This window comes from Brevundimonas sp. UBA7506, from assembly GCF_002479495.1.
GTDB lineage: Bacteria > Pseudomonadota > Alphaproteobacteria > Caulobacterales > Caulobacteraceae > Brevundimonas.
Genome location: NZ_DLNQ01000005.1, coordinates 401,860 through 419,355, shown reverse-complemented (window position 1 = coordinate 419,355; position 17,496 = coordinate 401,860). Strand labels below are relative to the sequence as shown.

19 protein-coding genes are annotated in these 17,496 nt (G+C 66.4%); 1 reads left to right on the top strand and 18 read right to left on the bottom strand.

What is annotated here, in order from left to right; all coding sequences use genetic code 11:
* Positions 1 to 3 precede the first annotated feature (3 nt).
* The 15 genes from B3K53_RS03840 to rpmF form a co-directional block, all read right to left on the bottom strand.
* Positions 4 to 1,176 (bottom strand): efflux RND transporter periplasmic adaptor subunit, encoded by a 1,173-nt coding sequence (locus B3K53_RS03840; protein WP_292082770.1) that lies wholly within the window; start codon positions 1,174 to 1,176, stop codon positions 4 to 6.
* A complete protein-coding gene (locus tag B3K53_RS03835; RefSeq protein WP_292082769.1) occupies positions 1,173 to 2,426 on the bottom strand; it encodes a TolC family protein in 1,254 nt (417 codons plus the stop codon). Before B3K53_RS03835 ends, B3K53_RS03840 begins: the two co-directional genes overlap by 4 nt.
* Positions 2,427 to 2,479: 53 nt before the next feature.
* Entirely contained in the window at positions 2,480 to 2,800 is a 321-nt protein-coding gene (locus tag B3K53_RS03830; RefSeq protein WP_292082768.1) for a hypothetical protein, read from the bottom strand.
* A 133-nt stretch (positions 2,801 to 2,933) separates the two neighbouring features.
* Entirely contained in the window at positions 2,934 to 3,884 is a 951-nt protein-coding gene (gcvA, locus tag B3K53_RS03825) for a transcriptional regulator GcvA (RefSeq protein WP_292082767.1), read from the bottom strand.
* The gene (locus B3K53_RS03820; protein ID WP_292082766.1) at positions 3,881 to 4,885 is read right to left on the bottom strand and encodes a cysteine synthase A; all 1,005 of its coding nucleotides are present in this window, start codon (positions 4,883 to 4,885) and stop codon (positions 3,881 to 3,883) included. The genes gcvA and B3K53_RS03820 overlap by 4 nt, the downstream gene beginning before the upstream one ends.
* A 67-nt stretch (positions 4,886 to 4,952) precedes the next feature.
* Complete coding sequence (gene lpdA / locus B3K53_RS03815; protein ID WP_292082765.1) at positions 4,953 to 6,359, bottom strand: dihydrolipoyl dehydrogenase; 1,407 nt, start codon at positions 6,357 to 6,359, stop codon at positions 4,953 to 4,955.
* A gap of 2 nt (positions 6,360 to 6,361) precedes the next feature.
* Positions 6,362 to 6,841, bottom strand: coding sequence for a glutathione peroxidase (locus B3K53_RS03810; protein ID WP_292082764.1), 480 nt, complete (start codon positions 6,839 to 6,841; stop codon positions 6,362 to 6,364).
* Positions 6,842 to 6,856: 15 nt separating this feature from the next.
* The gene (locus tag B3K53_RS03805; protein WP_292082763.1) at positions 6,857 to 8,140 is read right to left on the bottom strand and encodes a pyruvate dehydrogenase complex dihydrolipoamide acetyltransferase; all 1,284 of its coding nucleotides are present in this window, start codon (positions 8,138 to 8,140) and stop codon (positions 6,857 to 6,859) included.
* Positions 8,140 to 8,457, bottom strand: coding sequence for a DUF5076 domain-containing protein (locus B3K53_RS03800; RefSeq protein ID WP_292082762.1), 318 nt, complete (start codon positions 8,455 to 8,457; stop codon positions 8,140 to 8,142). Before B3K53_RS03800 ends, B3K53_RS03805 begins: the two co-directional genes overlap by 1 nt.
* Positions 8,454 to 9,797 carry a pyruvate dehydrogenase complex E1 component subunit beta gene (locus B3K53_RS03795; RefSeq protein WP_292082761.1) on the bottom strand — a complete coding sequence of 448 codons (1,344 nt, stop codon included), beginning with the start codon at positions 9,795 to 9,797 and terminating at the stop codon, positions 8,454 to 8,456. Before B3K53_RS03795 ends, B3K53_RS03800 begins: the two co-directional genes overlap by 4 nt.
* 3 nt (positions 9,798 to 9,800) lie before the next feature.
* Complete coding sequence (gene pdhA / locus B3K53_RS03790; protein WP_292082760.1) at positions 9,801 to 10,832, bottom strand: pyruvate dehydrogenase (acetyl-transferring) E1 component subunit alpha; 1,032 nt, start codon at positions 10,830 to 10,832, stop codon at positions 9,801 to 9,803.
* Positions 10,833 to 10,946: 114 nt separating this feature from the next.
* Entirely contained in the window at positions 10,947 to 11,267 is a 321-nt protein-coding gene (locus B3K53_RS03785) for an FtsB family cell division protein (protein ID WP_390182934.1), read from the bottom strand.
* A gap of 148 nt (positions 11,268 to 11,415) precedes the next feature.
* On the bottom strand, positions 11,416 to 12,693 hold the full coding sequence (eno, locus tag B3K53_RS03780; RefSeq protein ID WP_292082758.1) for a phosphopyruvate hydratase: 1,278 nt from the start codon (positions 12,691 to 12,693) through the stop codon (positions 11,416 to 11,418).
* A 99-nt stretch (positions 12,694 to 12,792) separates the two neighbouring features.
* Positions 12,793 to 13,407: a hypothetical protein gene (locus B3K53_RS03775; protein WP_292082757.1), complete on the bottom strand. Its 615-nt coding sequence runs from the start codon at positions 13,405 to 13,407 to the stop codon at positions 12,793 to 12,795.
* A 116-nt stretch (positions 13,408 to 13,523) separates the two neighbouring features.
* The gene (gene rpmF / locus B3K53_RS03770; RefSeq protein WP_292082756.1) at positions 13,524 to 13,706 is read right to left on the bottom strand and encodes a 50S ribosomal protein L32; all 183 of its coding nucleotides are present in this window, start codon (positions 13,704 to 13,706) and stop codon (positions 13,524 to 13,526) included.
* 210 nt (positions 13,707 to 13,916) lie between these two features.
* On the opposite strand from rpmF, the gene B3K53_RS03765 reads away from it, so the two are divergent.
* Positions 13,917 to 14,885, top strand: a complete 969-nt coding sequence (locus B3K53_RS03765; RefSeq protein WP_292082755.1) for a hypothetical protein — start codon at positions 13,917 to 13,919, stop codon at positions 14,883 to 14,885.
* Positions 14,886 to 14,901: 16 nt separating this feature from the next.
* On the opposite strand, the gene B3K53_RS03760 is transcribed toward B3K53_RS03765, so the two are convergent.
* Genes B3K53_RS03760 through lipA form a run of 3 tightly spaced genes read right to left on the bottom strand, consistent with a single transcriptional unit; the run spans position 14,902 to position 17,468 of the window.
* Entirely contained in the window at positions 14,902 to 16,032 is a 1,131-nt protein-coding gene (locus tag B3K53_RS03760) for an NAD(P)/FAD-dependent oxidoreductase (protein ID WP_292082754.1), read from the bottom strand.
* A gap of 4 nt (positions 16,033 to 16,036) precedes the next feature.
* Positions 16,037 to 16,489: a type II toxin-antitoxin system RatA family toxin gene (locus tag B3K53_RS03755; RefSeq protein ID WP_292082753.1), complete on the bottom strand. Its 453-nt coding sequence runs from the start codon at positions 16,487 to 16,489 to the stop codon at positions 16,037 to 16,039.
* A 7-nt stretch (positions 16,490 to 16,496) separates the two neighbouring features.
* Complete coding sequence (gene lipA / locus B3K53_RS03750) at positions 16,497 to 17,468, bottom strand: lipoyl synthase (RefSeq protein ID WP_292082752.1); 972 nt, start codon at positions 17,466 to 17,468, stop codon at positions 16,497 to 16,499.
* Between the last annotated feature and the right edge of the window lie 28 nt (positions 17,469 to 17,496).

Sequence of the window (17,496 nt, the reverse complement as noted above, 5' to 3'; positions counted from 1 at the left end):
CCCCTAGTGGCCGTGCTCGGCTTCGCCCTTGGCGAGCTCGGCTTTCAGCAGGAAGGCGTTGGCGCCGGCGATGCGCTCGGCGCCGGTCAGGCCCCGCACGATCTCGGTGCGTCCTGCCGCCTGCCGTCCGACCAGAACGGGCGCGGCGCGGAAGCCGGTCTCGGTGCGCACGAAGACCACGCTTGCGCCCTCGACGGTCTGCACGGCGTCGGACGGCACGGTGACGCCGCCGACCGCTTCGCCCGTCGCCACCGCGCCCGTGACCGCCGAGCCTGCGGGCGGCAGGGCGTCGACGGTCGGTCGGGCTCGAATGACGGCCGCGCCGCTTTCCAGGCCGCCGCCGGTCGCCACGCCGGTCACGACGCTATCCACGTCGCCTGACGGGGTCGTGACGCGGATCCTGCTGCCGGTGCGGACATGAGACGCCACGGCGGGCGGCGCGCTGAACACCATTTCGACGCGCGCCGGATTGGTGATCTCGGCGACCACACCGCCTTGAGCGGCGAAACCTCCCGGTCCGACCAGAACGCTGGTGACTACGCCCGCAATCGGGCTGACGACGCTGAGACGGCCCATGGCGTCGGGCGATCCCGCCGCTGCGGACCGGGCGCGCGCGGCGCGGGCGGCGGCCTCGGCGCCCATGGCATGAGCGTGTGCGACCTCGGCGTCACGCCGCGCGACCACGCCCTGATTGGCCAGGTCCTCTTCGCGGCGGTGCGCCTGCTGGGCGGCGATCGCCGTGGCCTGTGCCGCGTCGGCGTCGGCTTTCAAGGCGGCGGCGTCGCCACTGACCAGGATCGCCAGAACCTGACCGACGCGAACCGACTGCCCCGGCGCGACCAGCACCCGTTCGACGCGTCCCGCAACAGCGGCGGCCACCGCGGCGCGAGCATCCACCATCGGCTCGACGCGGCCGGACAGGCGGACCTCGCCTCCGCCGCCGCCGCCGACCGCGACAACCGAGATGCCGACGGCTTCGATCTGGGCGGGCGACAGTTCGACCACACCCTCGCCTGCGCCTTCGGAAACTTCCTTATCGGCGCGGTTGGTTTCAGTCGCCTCCGGCGCGGCTTTCGGTTGGCCCTTGAGCACATAGAAGCCCGCGCCGCCCAGAAGGGCGACGGCGGCGGCTCCGGCCGTCAGCCAGGTCTTGTTCAGTCCAGCGGTGCGTTTCATTGAACAGCTCCAAACGGGGCGCGGCCTTGCAGGCGCGCCAGGTCGATTTCCGCCCGGACCCGCGCCAGGCGGGCGTCGACGGCGGCGTTACGGGCGGAGATCAGGGCGGCGCGCGAGACGCGCAGTTCCAGTTGCGAGATGCGGCCGGCGTCAAAGCCGATGCGCGACAGGCGGTAGGCTTCCTGTGCGGCGGTCACACCGGCGTCGGTGGCTGACACCCGGCTGGCCGAGGCGTTCAGGCGGGCTTTAGCGGCGTTTCGATCCGCCTGAGCTTCCTGACGCGCGCTCAGCAGGCGGGCGTCGGCGGCCCGCAACTCGGCCTGGGCGGCGTCGATATTGCCCCGGTTCCGGTCGAACAGCGGCAAAGGCAGGCTGAGCCCCAGGGTCAGGGCCGTGGCGTCCTCGGCCTCATAGCGACGCAACCCGACCGAGGCGCTGACGTCGGGACGGGCGCGGATACGCTCGACCGCGATCTGTCGCTCCGCTGTCTCGCGCTCGGCCTCGGCCACACGGACGACGAGCGTGGCTGCGTCCCCAGACATGGCAGCTGAGGGGACCTGATCAATCAGGCTGGCCTTGATCGAGGTCACGGGCGTCGGCAGCATGGCGACCGCCGTCAGCCTTGCGAAAGCGGCGTCCCGTTCAGCCTGCGCCTCGTCCAGGCTCGCGCGGGCGGTGGCGGCTTCGCTCTCGCCCTGAAGGGCGCGCATCATAGGCTCGCGACCTTCCTCGACCAGGGTCAGGGCCGCACGGGCGTCGGCCAGGGTGACGCTCAACGCCTCTTCGGCCAGATGGAAGCGCCGCTCGGCGGCTTCGGCCTCGGCATAAACCAGGGCCAGTCGCCCCGCAGCATCGACAACGGCGAGATCACGGCGCAGCGCAAGCGCTCCGGCTTCGGCGCGGGCCACATCGACGCGTGCGCCGCGTCGCCCCCAGAGTTCGAGGTCCTGAGTGACGCCCAGCGTCGTTTCCGCATTGCCGAAGCCTTCGAAAGGCCCGCTGCCAAAGGCGTTTTCAACGTCCAGCGCCAGCGTGGGGTTGGGGCGAACGCGGGCCTGTCTGACCCGGGCCTCGGCGGCCTCTTGAAGAGCGCCCGCTTCCATGGCTGTGGGCGAAGCACCGACCTGCTGCAGCAGGATTTCAAACGCGGGCGCGGGATCGGCCCAGGCAGGGCCGGTCGTTGCGGTCGCCAAGGCGACCATGGCGCAGCCCGCCGCGATGCGCGGCAGACGACGATAGAGGGATGGCATGTCCTGTTTCCCAGAAAATTGACGTGAAGGGCGCGCGAAGGCGCGCAACCACGTCAGGTTCTGGGTGGGCGCTCTGGACCGGCGGGCGGGTGCGAAATCAGTCGATGAGACAGGGTTGCGAGCAGAAGCTCGCGTCGAGGCGCAACGTTGAACGACGTATCCTGACGCGCTGGCGTCGAGACGCCGCCGTGATGGCAATGTCCATGCGAACAGGCCGGATGGTTCGCATCGTCGGCTGGATGGGGCTGGTTGCCGTGGTCGTCGATCACCAGGACGGTGCCGGACGGCTCGCCCTCGGGCCCGCAACTCATGGCGTCAGCGGCAGGAACGAACACGAACAAGGCGATTAACGACGCCATCAGCGCCGCCAGCATTCCTCGCCTTATCGAGTTGGACCCCATCAGGCTTTTCTAACACGTCCCCCGCCGCCGACAATCGCGCTGTTGTCGCATTAATGAAACGCGCGACGTCCGCATCCTGCCCGGCTCGCGCGATTTCCATTAGGGGTCAAAGGTCGTCGACCTGCTGCTCAGCGGTTCGAGTTTCATCCTTCAGCCAGCGCACGAAAGCCCGGGCCGGTTCGGACACGCCGCTGCGGCGCGTCAGCACATGATAGGCCAGCGCCGTCGACAGGGCCCCGTCGGCGAAAGGCGCGACCAGACGACCCGAGGCGAGGTCGTCGGCGACAAAGGCGTAGGGCGCCAGGGCCACGCCCTGACCATGGGCCGCAGCCTCGATCGCCAAGGCGGTCTGATCGAATCGCGGACCGGCCGAGGCGTCGATATGGGGCAGCTTGCGGGACGCCAGCCAGGCGGGCCAGTCCGGACGCGGCTCTTCCATCTCGCCGGGCCGCAGATGGATCAGGGTGTGATGGGCCAGATCAGCCGGGCGTTTCAGCGGATGCGCGCCGCTTAGCAAGGACGGGCTGCACACGGGGGTCACATCGGCGGACAGCAAGCGCTCCGACCGAACGCCAGTGTAGTCGCCCCGACCATAGCGCACCGCCACATCCACCCGTCCGCCGCCGACGTCGGCCAGCCGCATGTCGGCCGACATCCAGACCTCGACCTCGGGATGAGCGGCGGAGAAACGCGCGATACGGGGCGCGAGCCACTTGGCGGCGAAGGACGGCGGCACGCTGATCGCCAGGGCATGGCGTCGGTTGGGACGGTACAACAGGTCCCCCGCCCGCTTCAGATAGTCGAAACCGTCGTGCAGCAGCGGATAGAGCTCGGCCCCCAGTTCGGTCAGGGCGATCTGGCGCCCCTCGCGATGGAACAGGGGGGCGCCGGCATGTTCCTCCAGAATACGGATCTGCTGGCTGATGGCGCCGGGCGTAACTGACAGTTCCTCGGCGGCGCGGGTGATGTTCAGGCGACGCGCGGCGGCCTCGAACGCCTTCAGCGCATTCAGGGGCGGAATGCGGCTCTCGACGGCCTGCTCCTTCTTGCGACTCATCGGTTCAGCCACTCTGGCGTCGGCAGGCCGCGCGCGGTCAGGAAGGCCGGATCATACACCTTGCTGGCGTAGCGCTGACCGGAGTCGCACAAGACGGTGACGATGGTCTTGCCCGGCCCCAGGTCGCGGGCCATGCGGATAGCCCCGGCGATGTTGACCCCGCTGGAGGGCCCCAGCGACAGACCCTCGTGCTGCACCAGATCAAACAGGATGGGCAGAAACTCGGCGTCCTCGATCCGGTAAGGATGATCGACCACAAGTCCTTCCAGGTTGCCGGTGATGCGGTTGACGCCGATGCCCTCGGTGATCGAACTGCCTTCACCCTTCAGCACGCCCTCGGTAAACCAGCTAAACAGCGCCGCCCCCGGCACGTCGGCCAGACCGATGCCGATCTCCGGCTTCTGTTCGCGCAGGTAGGCCGCGCACCCCGCCAGCGTCCCGCCCGATCCGACGGCGCAGATGAAGCCGTCGATATTCCCGTCCGTCTGTTTCCAGATTTCCGGCGCCGTGCCTTCGTAGTGAGCCTCGCGGTTGGCCGGATTGTCGAACTGATCGGCGTAGAAGGCGCCGTTCGGCTCGCTCTCGTTCAGTTCCTCGGCCAGGCGGCGCGAGAAGTGCACGAAGTGATTGGGGCTGGCGAAGGGGGCAGGATCGACTTCAATCAAGCGGGCGCCGTGCAGACGAACCGCCCGCTTCTTCTCGTCCGTCTGGCTGCGCGGCATGACGATGACGACGGGATGGCCCAGCGCCGCGCCGACCAGGGCCAGACCGATGCCGGTATTGCCCGCCGTGCCCTCGACGATGACGCCGCCAGGCTTGAGCGCGCCCGACGCCCGCGCTTTCCTGATGATGCTGAGCGCTGCACGGTCCTTGATCGACCCGCCGACATTCATGAACTCGGCCTTGCCGAGGATCTCGCAGCCGGTCAGCTCCGACGCGCGCCTGAGCCGCACCAGGGGCGTGTTGCCGATCAGGCCGAGGGCGTCAGAGGCGACGATCATGAAACTTCCGAACCGTGGAGAAGAGGGCGATCCTCTTAGCCACAGTTCAGATTTTCTAACAACCGGATCAGATGTGGATCACGCGCCCGTAGGCGTCGAGGGCCGCCTCATGCATGGCCTCGGACATGGTCGGGTGCGGATAGACGATGCCGTGAATGTCTTCCTCGGTCGCTTCCATGGTGATGGCGGTGACGTAGCCCTGGATCATTTCCGTGACTTCGTGGCCGATCATATGGGCGCCGATCAGGGCGCCGGTCTTGGCGTCGAAGATCACCTTGACGAAGCCGTCGATTTCGCCTGCGGCCACGGCCTTGCCGTTCACGCGGAACGGGAAGCGGCCGATCTTGACCTCGCGCTTCTCGGCGCGCGCGCCCTGTTCGGTGATCCCGACCGAGGCGACCTGCGGCTGGGCGTAGGTGCAGCCGGCGATGGGCGAATGGACGTTCGGCGTCTTGTACGCGGCGATGTGCTCGGCCGCATGGATGCCTTCGTGGCTGGCCTTGTGCGCCAGCCAGGGCGCGCCAGCGCAGTCGCCGATGGCGTACAGGCCTTTGACGTTGGTCTGGCAGTGGCTGTCCGTCTTGATGTGACCGCGGTCCAGTTCGACGCCCAGCGCCTCCAGGCCGATGCCGTCGGTGTTAGCGGTGATGCCGACGGCCGAGATGCAGACCTCGGCCTCCAGCGTCTCGGCCTTGCCGTTCACTTCAACAGCGACCTTCACGCCCTTGGAATCCTTGGAGACCTTGGTCACCTTGGCGCCGACCTTGAACTTGATGCCGCGCTTCTCGAAGGACTTCTGAGCGGCCTTGGAGACCTCTTCGTCCTCGACCGGCATGATGCGATCGACCGCTTCCACCACGGTCACTTCGGCGCCCAGGGCGCGATAGAAGCTGGCGAACTCGATGCCGATGGCGCCCGAGCCGATGACGACGAAGGTCTTGGGCAGCTTCTTGGGGGCCAGGGCGTCGCGATAGGCCCAGATCTTGTCGCCGTCGGCTTCCAGACCGATCTGCGGCAGGGCGCGGGCGCGGGCGCCGACGGCCAGCATGACGGTCTTGGCTTCAATAGCGCGCGTGCCGCCGGCCTTCAGAGCGACGACGACCTTGGGAGCCGCAGCGCCTTTCTCGAGCGTGGCCGAGCCCTCGATCACCTCGATCTTGTTCTTCTTCATCAGGAAGCCGATGCCCTTGTTCATCGTCGCCGCGACCCCGCGCGAGCGCTGGATGATGGCGTCGAAGTCGAAGGAGGCGCCGGATGCCGACAGGCCGTATTCCTTCAGGTGGCTCAGGCTCTCGAACTTCTCGCCCGACTTCAGCAGGGCCTTGGTCGGGATGCAGCCCCAGTTCAGGCAGATGCCGCCCAAATTCTCGCGCTCCACGATGGCGACCTTCAGGCCCAGCTGGCTGGCGCGGATCGCCGCGACGTAACCGCCGGGGCCCGAACCGATGACGACGAGATCGAATTCAGCAGCCATGATCAGATCAACTTCTCGATGTCGGCCTTGATGGCCGCGGGTTCAGTCTGAGGCGAATAGCGCGCAACGACGCGGCCTTCGCGGTCGGTCAGGAACTTGGTGAAGTTCCACTTGATGTTCTGTGAGCCCAGGAAGCCGCGCTTCTGCCGGGTCAACCAGGCATAGAGCGGATGCCGGTCCGGTCCGTTGACCTCCACCTTGTCGAACAGGGGGAAGGTGACTTCAAAACTGGTGGCGCAGAAGGCGGCGATCTCCGCCGCCCTGCCCGGCTCCTGGTCGCCGAACTGGTTGCAGGGAAAGCCCAGCACCTGGAACGGCGCGTCGGCGAAGTCGCGGTGCAGTTTCTCCAGCCCGTCATACTGACCGGTGAAGCCGCACTTTGACGCCGTGTTGACGATCAGCAGCGCCTGACCGCGAAAGCGGTCCAGCGCCACATCCGTGCCGTCGATGGCGCGGGCGGAGAAGTCATAAACCGAGGTCATGACTTCACCCTCCCCCTAGGCCAGCATCGCCACGGGATCTTCGATCAGCGGCTTGAACGCCTGCAGGAAGCGAGCGCCCGTCGCGCCGTCGACCACCCGGTGATCGCAGGTCAGGGTCACGGTCATGACCGTGGCCGGCACGATCTGGCCGTCCTTGACGACCGGACGTTGCTCGCCCGCGCCTACGCTCATGATGCAGCCCTGCGGCTCATTGATGATCGAGGTGAACTGCTTGATGCCGAACATCCCCAGGTTGGACACCGAGAAGGTGCCGCCCTGGAACTCTTCGGGCTTCAGCTTGCGTTCGCGGGCGCGCTTGGCCAGGTCCTTGGACTCGGTCGCGATCTGCGCCAGGCCCTTGGTCTCGGCCTTCTTGATGATCGGGGTGATCAGACCGCCGTCGATCGCCACCGCCATCGAGACGTCGGCGTTGTGGTGCATGGCGATGCCTTCAGGGGTGTAGGAGGCGTTCGCCTCCGGCACCATCTTCAGGGCCAGGGCAGCGGCCTTGATGACGAAGTCATTGACCGAGACCTTGATCCCCTGCGGCTCCAGCATCTTGTTCACCTTGGCGCGAACAGCCATCAGCTGGTCGATCTCGCAGTCGATGAACAGCGGGAAATGCGGGACGTTCTGGATGCTGTCGACCATGCGACGCGCCACGGCCTTCTTCATGCCGTCCAGCGGGATCAGGTCGTAGCTGCCGTCCGGAATGCCCATCTGGGCCAGAGACTGGACCTGACGCGGGGCGATGCCCGAGGTCGCGGCGGCGGTCGCCGTCGAGGTTGCGGGCTGAGCCGCGCCCTTCGGAGCGCCTTCAACGTCACGCTTGACGATGCGGCCGTGCGGGCCGGTGCCCTTGATCGACTTCAGGTCGACGCCGTTCTGGGCGGCGATGCGACGCGCCAGGGGCGAAGCAAAGATACGCTCGCCGCTGTCCGACTTCGGCGCAGCGGGAGCCGGGGCGGCCGGCGCCGCGGCCTTGGGGGCCTCGGCCGCAACCGCCGCAGCCTTGGGCGCCTCTTCCGCCTTGGCGGCTGCCTTGGGGGCCACCGCGCCGCCTTCATCCTTCAGACGGGCGATCGGCGTGTTGACCTTCACGCCTTCGGTGCCTTCGGCGACCAGGATGTCGGTGACTTCGCCTTCATCCACGGCCTCGACTTCCATCGTGGCCTTGTCGGTCTCGATCTCGGCGATGACGTCGCCGGCGGAGACGACGTCCCCGACCTTGACGTGCCACTTGGCCAGAACGCCCTCTTCCATCGTGGGCGACAGGGCGGGCATCAGGATGTCAGTCATCAGGCATTCCCCTTCGGCGCAGCCACAGGCTCGGCCACGGTCTGCACATTGTCGGCCTTCACGACCTGGGACAGACCCTGAAGGATGCGATTGTAGGCTTCGCGCTCGTTGTGGCCGTGACGCACGGCGTAACCGTGCGCCATGTGGCGAGCAGCATAGGCCAGCAGCTCGCCAAACTTGATCGGGTCCTCGAAGGCGGGCTTCACGGACATGACCGGTTCGTTGTTCGACCACCACATCCGCAGGATTTCGATAGCCTGCGGATCAGCAACGACGCTTTCCGGCGCCGTCAGCATGAACTCGGACGCTTCGCTCACGCCATCACCTGCTTCACGGCGGCGACGATCTTGTCCACGCCCGGCAGTGACAGGGCTTCCAGATTGGCGGCGTAAGGCAGCGGCACGTCTTCCTGGTGCACGCGCAGCGGCGGAGCGTCCAGGTAGTCGAAGGCGTGTTCGATCACGCGGGCCACGACCTCGGCGCCGACGCCCATCGGCCCCCAGCCCTCTTCGGCCGAGACCAGGCGGTTGGTCTTCTTGACGCTTTCGACGATGGTCTCGTGGTCCAGCGGACGCAGGGTGCGCAGGTCCACGACCTCGGCCGAGATGCCTTCCTCGGCCAGCTTTTCGGCGGCCTGCAGGGCGAAGCCGACCATGCGGCTGTGGGCCGTGATGGTGACGTCCGTGCCTTCACGGCGAACCTTGGCCTTGCCGATCGGCACGACGTAGTCCTCGACTTCCGGCACGTCGAACTCGATGCCGTACATCATCTCGTGTTCGAGGAAGACGATGGGGTTCGGATCGCGGATGGCGGCCTTCAGCAGCCCCTTGGCGTCAGCGGCGTCATACGGCGCGATGACCTTCAGTCCAGGAACCTGGGCGTACCAGGCCGAATAGTCCTGGCTGTGCTGCGCGCCGACGCGGCTGGCCGCGCCGTTGGGACCGCGGAAGACGATATCCGCGCGGATCTGACCGCCCGACATGTACAGGGTCTTGGCGGCCGAGTTGATCACGTGGTCGATGGCCTGCATGCCGAAGTTCCACGTCATGAACTCGACGATGGGCTTCAGCCCCGCCATGGCCGCGCCGACGCCGAGGCCGGCGAAGCCGTGCTCGGTGATCGGGGTGTCGATCACGCGCTGGTCGCCGAATTCCTGCAGCAGGTCGCGGCTGACCTTGTAGGCGCCCTGGTACTGGGCGACTTCCTCGCCCATCAGGAAGACGCGGTCGTCGCGGCGCATTTCTTCGGCCATGGCGTCGCGAAGGGCGTCGCGGATGGTCGTCTTGACCAGCTTGGCGTCAGCCGGGATTTCCGGATCGCGCAGTTCCGTCTTGGGGGCAGCCGAAACAGCAGCGGCCGCCGGAGCAGCCTGAGCGACCGGGGCCGCATCAGCCTTGGCTGCGGGCGCGGGGGCGCTGTCTTCGCCAGCCAGCCGCGCGATCGGCGTGTTGACCTTCACGTTCTCGGAGCCTTCCGGCACCAGGATTTCCAGCACTTCGCCTTCATCGACGGCTTCGACTTCCATCGTGGCCTTGTCGGTTTCGATCTCAGCGATCACCTGGCCGGCCGACACGGTGTCGCCCGCCTTGATGTGCCATTTGGTCAGCGTGCCCTCTTCCATCGTGGGGGACAGCGCCGGCATCAGAATGTCGGTCACGGATCAGGCCTCCACGTAGACGTCAGTATAGAGCTCGGACGGATCCGGCTCAGGGCTTTCCTGTGCGAACTGCACGGCTTCGGCGACGATGGCTTTCACCTCGTTGTCGATGGCCTTCAGCTCTTCCTCGGTCGCCTTGGCGGCGGCGAGCAGCATCTTCAGATGGTCGATCGGGTCGCGGGTCTTCTTGACCTCATCGACCTCTTCCTTGGTGCGGTACTTGGCCGGGTCCGACATGGAGTGGCCGCGATAGCGGTAGGTCTTCACTTCCAGGATGTACGGACCTTCACCTGCACGGGCGCGGGCCACGGCGCGGGCGGTGGCGTCACGGACGGCCAGGACGTCCATGCCGTCGACCTGCTCGCCCGGAATGCCGAAGCTGGCGCCGCGCATGAACAGCTCGGTCGTGGACGACGAGCGCTCGATGCTCGTGCCCATGGCGTACTGGTTGTTCTCGATGATGTAGATGGCCGGCAGCTTCCACAGCTGGGCCATGTTGAAGCTTTCGTAGACCTGACCCTGGTTCGAGGCGCCGTCACCGAAGTAGACGAAGGCCACCGAGTCGTCGCCGCGGTACTTACCGGCGAAGGCCAGGCCCGTACCCAGCGCCACCTGGGCGCCGACGATGCCGTGACCGCCGTAGAAGCCGGTCGGCACGTCGAACATGTGCATCGACCCGCCCTTGCCCTTGGACGAGCCGCCGATACGACCGGTCAACTCGGCCATGACGGCGTTCGGGTCCATGCCCGCAGCCAGCATATGACCGTGGTCGCGGTAGCCGGTGATGATCTTGTCGTGGCCTTGCTTGACGCTCTCCTGGACACCCACCGCCACGGCTTCCTGGCCGATGTAGAGGTGGCAGAAGCCGCCGATCAGGCCCATGCCGTAAAGCTGGCCCGCGCGCTCCTCGAAGCGGCGGATCAGGACCATCTCGCGATAGAAGCGCAGCAGGTCTTCTTTCGAAGCCTGAGGCGTGTTCGGAATCTTGGTGTCGTCCGCGCTGGACGAGGATTTCTGAGCGGCGGCTTTCGCCATCCGGCATCTCCCGGCTGCGCCCCTGCTTTCAGGGACTCTTATCGTTACGGAAAGGGGCTTTAGCAGCCTTCGTTCCCGAAACGCAAAGCGAGCCGCTCAAGCTGTAACAATAGTTCAGGAGGTTTGGATCGCGTCAGAGTTGTGCGCGACGGGCGCGCTCAGGCGAACTACGTAGTCGCGCGGATCGGCAAAGCCGAGCACCGCCCTCGCCCGCTCTTCCAGCAGGTCCTTAGAAAGACTCTCGGTCCGCAAATAACGCACGCGAACTTCCAGATCGCGGCGCTGCTCGGTCAGGTGGGCCAGTTGGGCCTCGCGTTTGGCGAGAAGGGCGTCCCGCTCGCCGCCGCTCAGCAAGCCGCGCTGCCCGGTCAGGGCCTGAACGCCCAGATAGACGATCAGGAACAGCAGGAAGGCGGACGGAAGATAGGGCTTCATCTGCTCAGGCACGACGGACGCTCCTTCTGAGCGTGAACACAGTTTCCCGATGGTGACCGAAAATGCCTAACGAACCGTAGCTTGGCCGCAATTGCGAACGCCGTCTCCGAGGTCGGAGACGGCGTCGCTTGCTTCTTTCTGAGAAAGCTTACTTGAGCAGCATGCCGTCGCCGAAATATGCGGCCTGGTCGCCCAGCATCTCTTCGATGCGCAGCAGTTGGTTGTATTTGGCCGTACGGTCCGAACGGGCCAGCGAGCCGGTTTTGATCTGACCGCAGTTGGTGGCGACGGCCAGGTCGGCGATGGTGGAGTCTTCGGTTTCCCCCGAGCGGTGGCTCATCACCGAGGTGTAGCCGGCGCGGTGGGCCATATCGACGGCGTCCAGGGTCTCGGACAGGGTGCCGATCTGGTTGACCTTGATCAGGATGGAGTTGGCCAGGCCTTCGCCGATGCCTGCGGCCAGACGGCGCGGGTTGGTCACGAACAAGTCATCGCCGACCAGCTGAACGCGGTCACCCAGACGGTCCGTCAGCAGCTTCCAGCCGTCGAAGTCGTCCTCGGCGCAGCCGTCCTCGATCGAGACGATCGGGAAGCGCTCGACCAGGTCGGCCAGGTAGCCGACCATGCCGTCGGCGTCGAAGGACTTGCCCTCGCCCGTCAGGTTGTACTTGCCGTTCTTGAAGAACTCGGTCGAGGCGACATCGAGGCCCAGATGGAAGTCCTCGCCCGCCAGATAACCGGCCGCCTGACCGGCCTTGGTGATGAAGGCCAGGGCCTCTTCGGCCGAGGCCAGGTTCGGCGCGAAGCCGCCCTCGTCGCCGACGTTGGTGTTGTGGCCCGCGTCCTTCAGCGCCTTCTTCAGCGCGTGGAAGATCTCAGCTCCCATGCGCAGGGCGTCCGAGAAGCTGTCAGCGCCGGTCGGCAGGATCATGAACTCCTGAATGTCGATCGGATTGTCGGCGTGAGCGCCGCCGTTGATGATATTCATCATCGGGGTCGGCAGGATGCGGGCCGAGACGCCGCCGATGTAGCGGTGCAGCGGCAGGTTGGAGCTGATGGCGCTGGCCTTCGCCGCAGCCAGGGACACGCCGAGGATGGCGTTGGCGCCCAGGCGGCCCTTGTTCTCGGTGCCGTCCAGTTCGATCAGGGCTTCGTCCAGCCGGCGCTGGTCCTCGGCATCCATGCCCGACAGGGCGTCGAAGATCTCGCCGTTGACGGCGTCGACCGCCTTCTGGACGCCCTTGCCGCCCCACATATCCATGTCGCCGTCACGCAGTTCAACGGCTTCGTGCGCGCCCGTCGAGGCGCCCGACGGCACGGCGGCGCGGCCGAAGCTGCCATCTTCCAGGGTCACGTCGACTTCGACCGTCGGGTTGCCCCGGCTGTCGATGATCTGGCGGGCGACGATGTCGGCGATGTCGGTCATGAGGCAGGCGCTCTGTCAGGAGAGGGAAAGTGTGACGGTCGGTTTAGACCAGCCGTCGCCGAATCGCCACCGGGCGACGCGCCTTCCCTGAGTTCAGCCTTAGCTGCAGCCTTCGACGTTCTGGATGCTGGGGCCGCCCGCGTGGATAAAGGCCACCTTGCCGTCGCCACCAATCTCGTACACCAGCCCCCGCGCCGTCGGATCGGTGACATAGGCGCCCTGCAATTGAGGTTTGCCTGGCCAGAGGGTGACATAGGCCGACGGCGCGCCCTGATACTTGTGCGGCGTAACGGTGGCAGTGACGCCGTAACGGGCCTTCACCTGCTCGCCGTCATCGCCGACGCCGACGCCATCCTCGGTCTTGACGGTCGAGTTTTTCGTAGCTGTCAGCCGCGTCAGGACGCCATTCTCAACCATGACCAGCAAGCCCTCAGGCGCGCGGGGCGGATGATAGTAGCGGCATTCCGACGGTGCGGCCTCGGCGGCGTTGGCGGGCGGCGGGCCAAAGGCGGCGTCCACCTCGGCCTGGGTCATGCCGATCTTCAGCGGACCATAGCCCAGCGGCGTCAGCACGGTAGCCAAAGCGGCGTCAGCAGGACCTGCTGGTGCAAAGACCTCAGGCGCCTTCGTCTCGGGGGTCTTGGCGGCTTCGGGTGCATTGCAGGCGGCCAGCGCCAACACAGCGACGGTACTGAGGACGGCTTTGCGGATCATGCGGAAGGCTCCAATGGTTCAGCTTCACCGCGTACAACGCACGAAAACGGCGCGCGATGTCATCGCGCGCCGCTAAATTCTATCGTCCGGCCGGAGCCGGAACCCAAATGAAGACCTTAGTCTTCCTTCGGCGTCATGACCTGACGGCCCTTGTACATGCCGGTCTTCAGGTCGATGTGGTGCGGACGGCGCAGTTCGCCGGTGTCCTTGTCTTCCACATAGGAGTTGGCGCCCAGGGCGTCGTGAGCACGACGCATGTTGCGACGCGAGGGGGATACTTTGCGCTTCGGAACGGCCATGTCCGTCTCAATCTCTAAGTCGGTGCGCCGTGAAGACGCGAAAACATACAGTGTCGGCCCCCCGATTAAGAGCCGCCACGCGAGGGCGGGCTTATGCATGAAGACGTTCCCGATTTCAAGTCGTGCCGCGACAATCAGCCAAGCAAGTCAGGGTGGCGGTCCGAACCTGCCTGGGGCAAGGTCCTGACACCGATGTCATTGGAGCACGACATGCGCAAACTCTGGATGACCACCTTGGCTGCGAGCCTCGCCATTCCCGCCTTGCTGGGTCCTACGGCTGGGTTGGCCCAATCAGGCGTGAATGTCGTGCCGCTTCCTGACGCCGCCGCCTATCCAGAGGGCGTCACGGTCGATCCGGCGACTGGCGCCATCTATACGAATAGCGCCAACACGGGCGTGATCTTCCGCATCGATCCCGACACCGGCGCCGCCGTTCGAATTGGCGATCCGCTCGGCCTAGGTGATTCGCCGCCGGCCAAGCCCGTCTCCGTGGCGCTGGGCCTCAAGGCTGACGGACAGGGCCGCCTGTGGGTGGCCGGGGCGCGGACCGGTTCGATGCATGTCGTCGATATCGCCACTGGCGAGCGGCTGGCGCGCTTCACCACACCGCAAGGCGCCTGGCTGATCAATGACGTCGCCCTGACGGCGGAAGCCGCCTACTTCACCGACACCCTGCGTCCGGTGCTGTGGCGCGTGGCGCGTGATTCGCTCGCCGATGCGGCTCTGGAGCCCTGGTTGTCGTTCGAAGGCACGGCTCTGGAATACGGCGAGGAGCCGAATCTGAACGGCATCGTCGCCACGCCGGACGGTCGCTACCTGATCGTGGTCCTGATGAAGACGGGGCGGCTGTTCCGGATCGACACGCACACACGCGAGGTGGCGGCTATCGACTCAGGCACGTCGGCGCTGGACGGCGGCGACGGCCTGGCCCTGGTCGGCCAGCGGCTGTTCCTCGTGCGTCAGTCCGCCGGCGAAGTCGTGGCTCTGGACCTGTCGCCGGACCTGAGCGCCGCCAGCGAGGTGAAGCGGATCAAGCCCGCAGAACTGGCCTGGCCGGCGACAGTCGCCGTCCGAGGCGACCGCCTGATCGTGGCCAACAGCCAGTTGAACCGTCGGGCATCAGGCGATCCGGCCCTGCCGTTCAGCCTGGCGTCGATTCCGCTGTCAGCCTTCGACTAGCCACGCAGTCTTGGGGTCAGACCTTGGTCAGGGCCACGGCCACGGCCTCGCCAATCGCCAGCGAACTGGTCAGACCTGGGCTCTCGATGCCGAACAGAGCCATCAGGCCGTCGATGCCGTGATGCTCTCGCCCATGCAGCTGGAAGTCAGGCTGCGGCTCGTCCGGTCCGTGAATCTTGGGCCGGATGCCGGCGTAGTCGGGCGTCAGGCGCTCGACCGTCACGCCCGGCCAGAAGCGTCGGATATAGAGCGCGAACGCCTCAGCCTTGGCCGGATCGACGGAATAGTCCTCGGCCTCCACGTAGGTCAGGTCCGGGCCGAACACCCCCTGCCCGCCAAGATCCTTGCGATAATGGGTGCCCAGCGCCCCGTGGATCGGCGGCGGATAGATCAGGCGGTTGAACGGCGCCGGCCCCGTCAGGCGGAAATAGACGCCCTTGCCTAGATGGCGGGCCGGAATGTCGGCGACGGGATAGCCGTCGATGCTTGCCGCCACGCTCTGGGCCGACAGGCCGGGCGCGGTGACCAGCAGCCGGGACGTCAGCACCGCCCCGCCCTCTCCCGAATCCGGGCCGCCCGCCGTGATCCTGAAACCGCCGTCCGGCAGGGGCTCGGCTCGCTCGAACGGCGTGGAGACTACGACCGAGCCGCCCGCGTCCTCGATCTCGCCTTGCAGGGCCAGCATGTAGTCGTGACTGGCGAAGACGCCGCTCTCGGGCGACAGGATGGCGGCGTGAGCGTTCAGTTCCGGCTCCAGCGCCCGCGCCTGGGCGCCGGTCAGGTGCTCCAGCCCCTCGACGCCATTGGTTGTCGCCTGCTGGAAGATGGCCTCGATACGCGCGACCTCAGCCTCCTCCGTCGCCACGACCAGCTTGCCGCACTTCCAGTGGTCGATCTTGTGGCTGCTCAGAAAGTCATAGAGGGCGCGCCGTCCCTCGACGCAGAACTTCGCCTTCAGCGAGCCGGTCGGATAATAGAGCCCGCCATGGATGACCTCGGAATTGCGTGAGGACACGCCCTGACCGATGTGCGGCTCTTTTTCGAGCACAAGCACCGACAGACCGCGCTTCGCCAGCGCCCGCCCGCAGGCCAGCCCCACAGCCCCCGCGCCCACGACCGTCGCATCGAAGTCGAAAGGCGCGGCCATGGTTCTACCTCTTGCCGTACAAGGCCTTGGCGCGGCCCTCGAAACACTGGATCAGCTTATCGACCGCCCGGTCGAAGTTCGCCTGCAGCATCATGTCCAGCATGCGCGACTTGAAGGCGAAGTCGATGAAGAACTCCAGCCGCGTCCCCTCGGGGTGCGGGTGAAACTCCCAGCGATTCTTGAGGTGCTTGAACGGCCCGCGGATCAGGCCGACCTCTACCTTGGGCGCGTGGATGTCATGCCGGACCCAGGTCGAGAACCGCTCGCTCAGGAAGGCGAACCCCACGCCAGCCTCGGCGTCCAGCAGACGAACGCCGAGCGCCTCGTCTCGCTTGTTCCAGACGCGCATGGAGGTGATCCACGGCACGAACTCCGGATAGGCCTCGACGCCCGCGACCAGGTTGGCCAGATCTTCGGGCGCATAGGGAAGAATGCGCGTTACGCGATGGACCGCCATTCAGGGCTTAGCGGGCCGAACGGCCTGCCTGCGCCTGACGCGCGGCCTTCAGGCGGGCGAAGTCGTCGCCTGCGTGGTGCGACGAACGCGTCAGCGGCGACGACGACACCATCAGGAAGCCCTTGGCGCGCGCAATGGCCTCATAGGCCTTGAACTCTTCCGGCGTGACGAAGCGGTCGATGGCGGCGTGCTTGCGGGTCGGCTGCAGGTACTGGCCGATGGTGATGAAGTCGACGCCGGCAGAGCGCATGTCGTCCATCACCTGCATGACCTCTTCCTTGGTCTCGCCCAGGCCGACCATGATGCCGGACTTGGTGAACTGGTTCGGATCGCGCTCCTTGACCATCTGCAGCAGGCGCAAGGAATGGAAGTAGCGGGCGCCGGGGCGGATCTTCAGATAGAGGCGCGGAACCGTCTCGAGGTTGTGATTGAAGACGTCGGGCGTGGCGTCGATCATCACCTCGGCCGCGCCGTCCTTGCGCAGGAAGTCGGGGGTCAGGATCTCGATGGTTGTGTTCGGCGCCTGCAGGCGGATCTGACGCACCACTTCGGCGAAGTGGGCGGCGCCGCCGTCAGCCACGTCGTCGCGGTCCACCGAGGTGATGACCACATGGTTCAGACCCATCTGCTGGACAGCCAGACCGACCTTGACGGGTTCTTCGGGGTCCAGGGCCTGCGGCAGGCCGGTCTTGACGTTGCAGAAGGCGCAGGCCCGCGTGCAGGTGTCGCCCATGATCATCAGCGTGGCGTGCTTCTGGCTCCAGCACTCGCCGATGTTCGGGCAGGCCGCTTCCTCGCAGACCGTCACCAGACCCTTGGAGCGAACGATATCCTTGGTCGCATTATATTGGCCCGAACCGGGCGCCTTGACCCGCAGCCAGTCAGGCTTCTTCAGCACCGCCGATTCCGGGCGGTTCTGTTTCTCCGGGTGACGCAGCTCGGAAGGCTTCTTCGTCAGGGTATCGATCAGCGTGACCATAGCCGGCGGTCTGGCTCCTGTGCAGAAG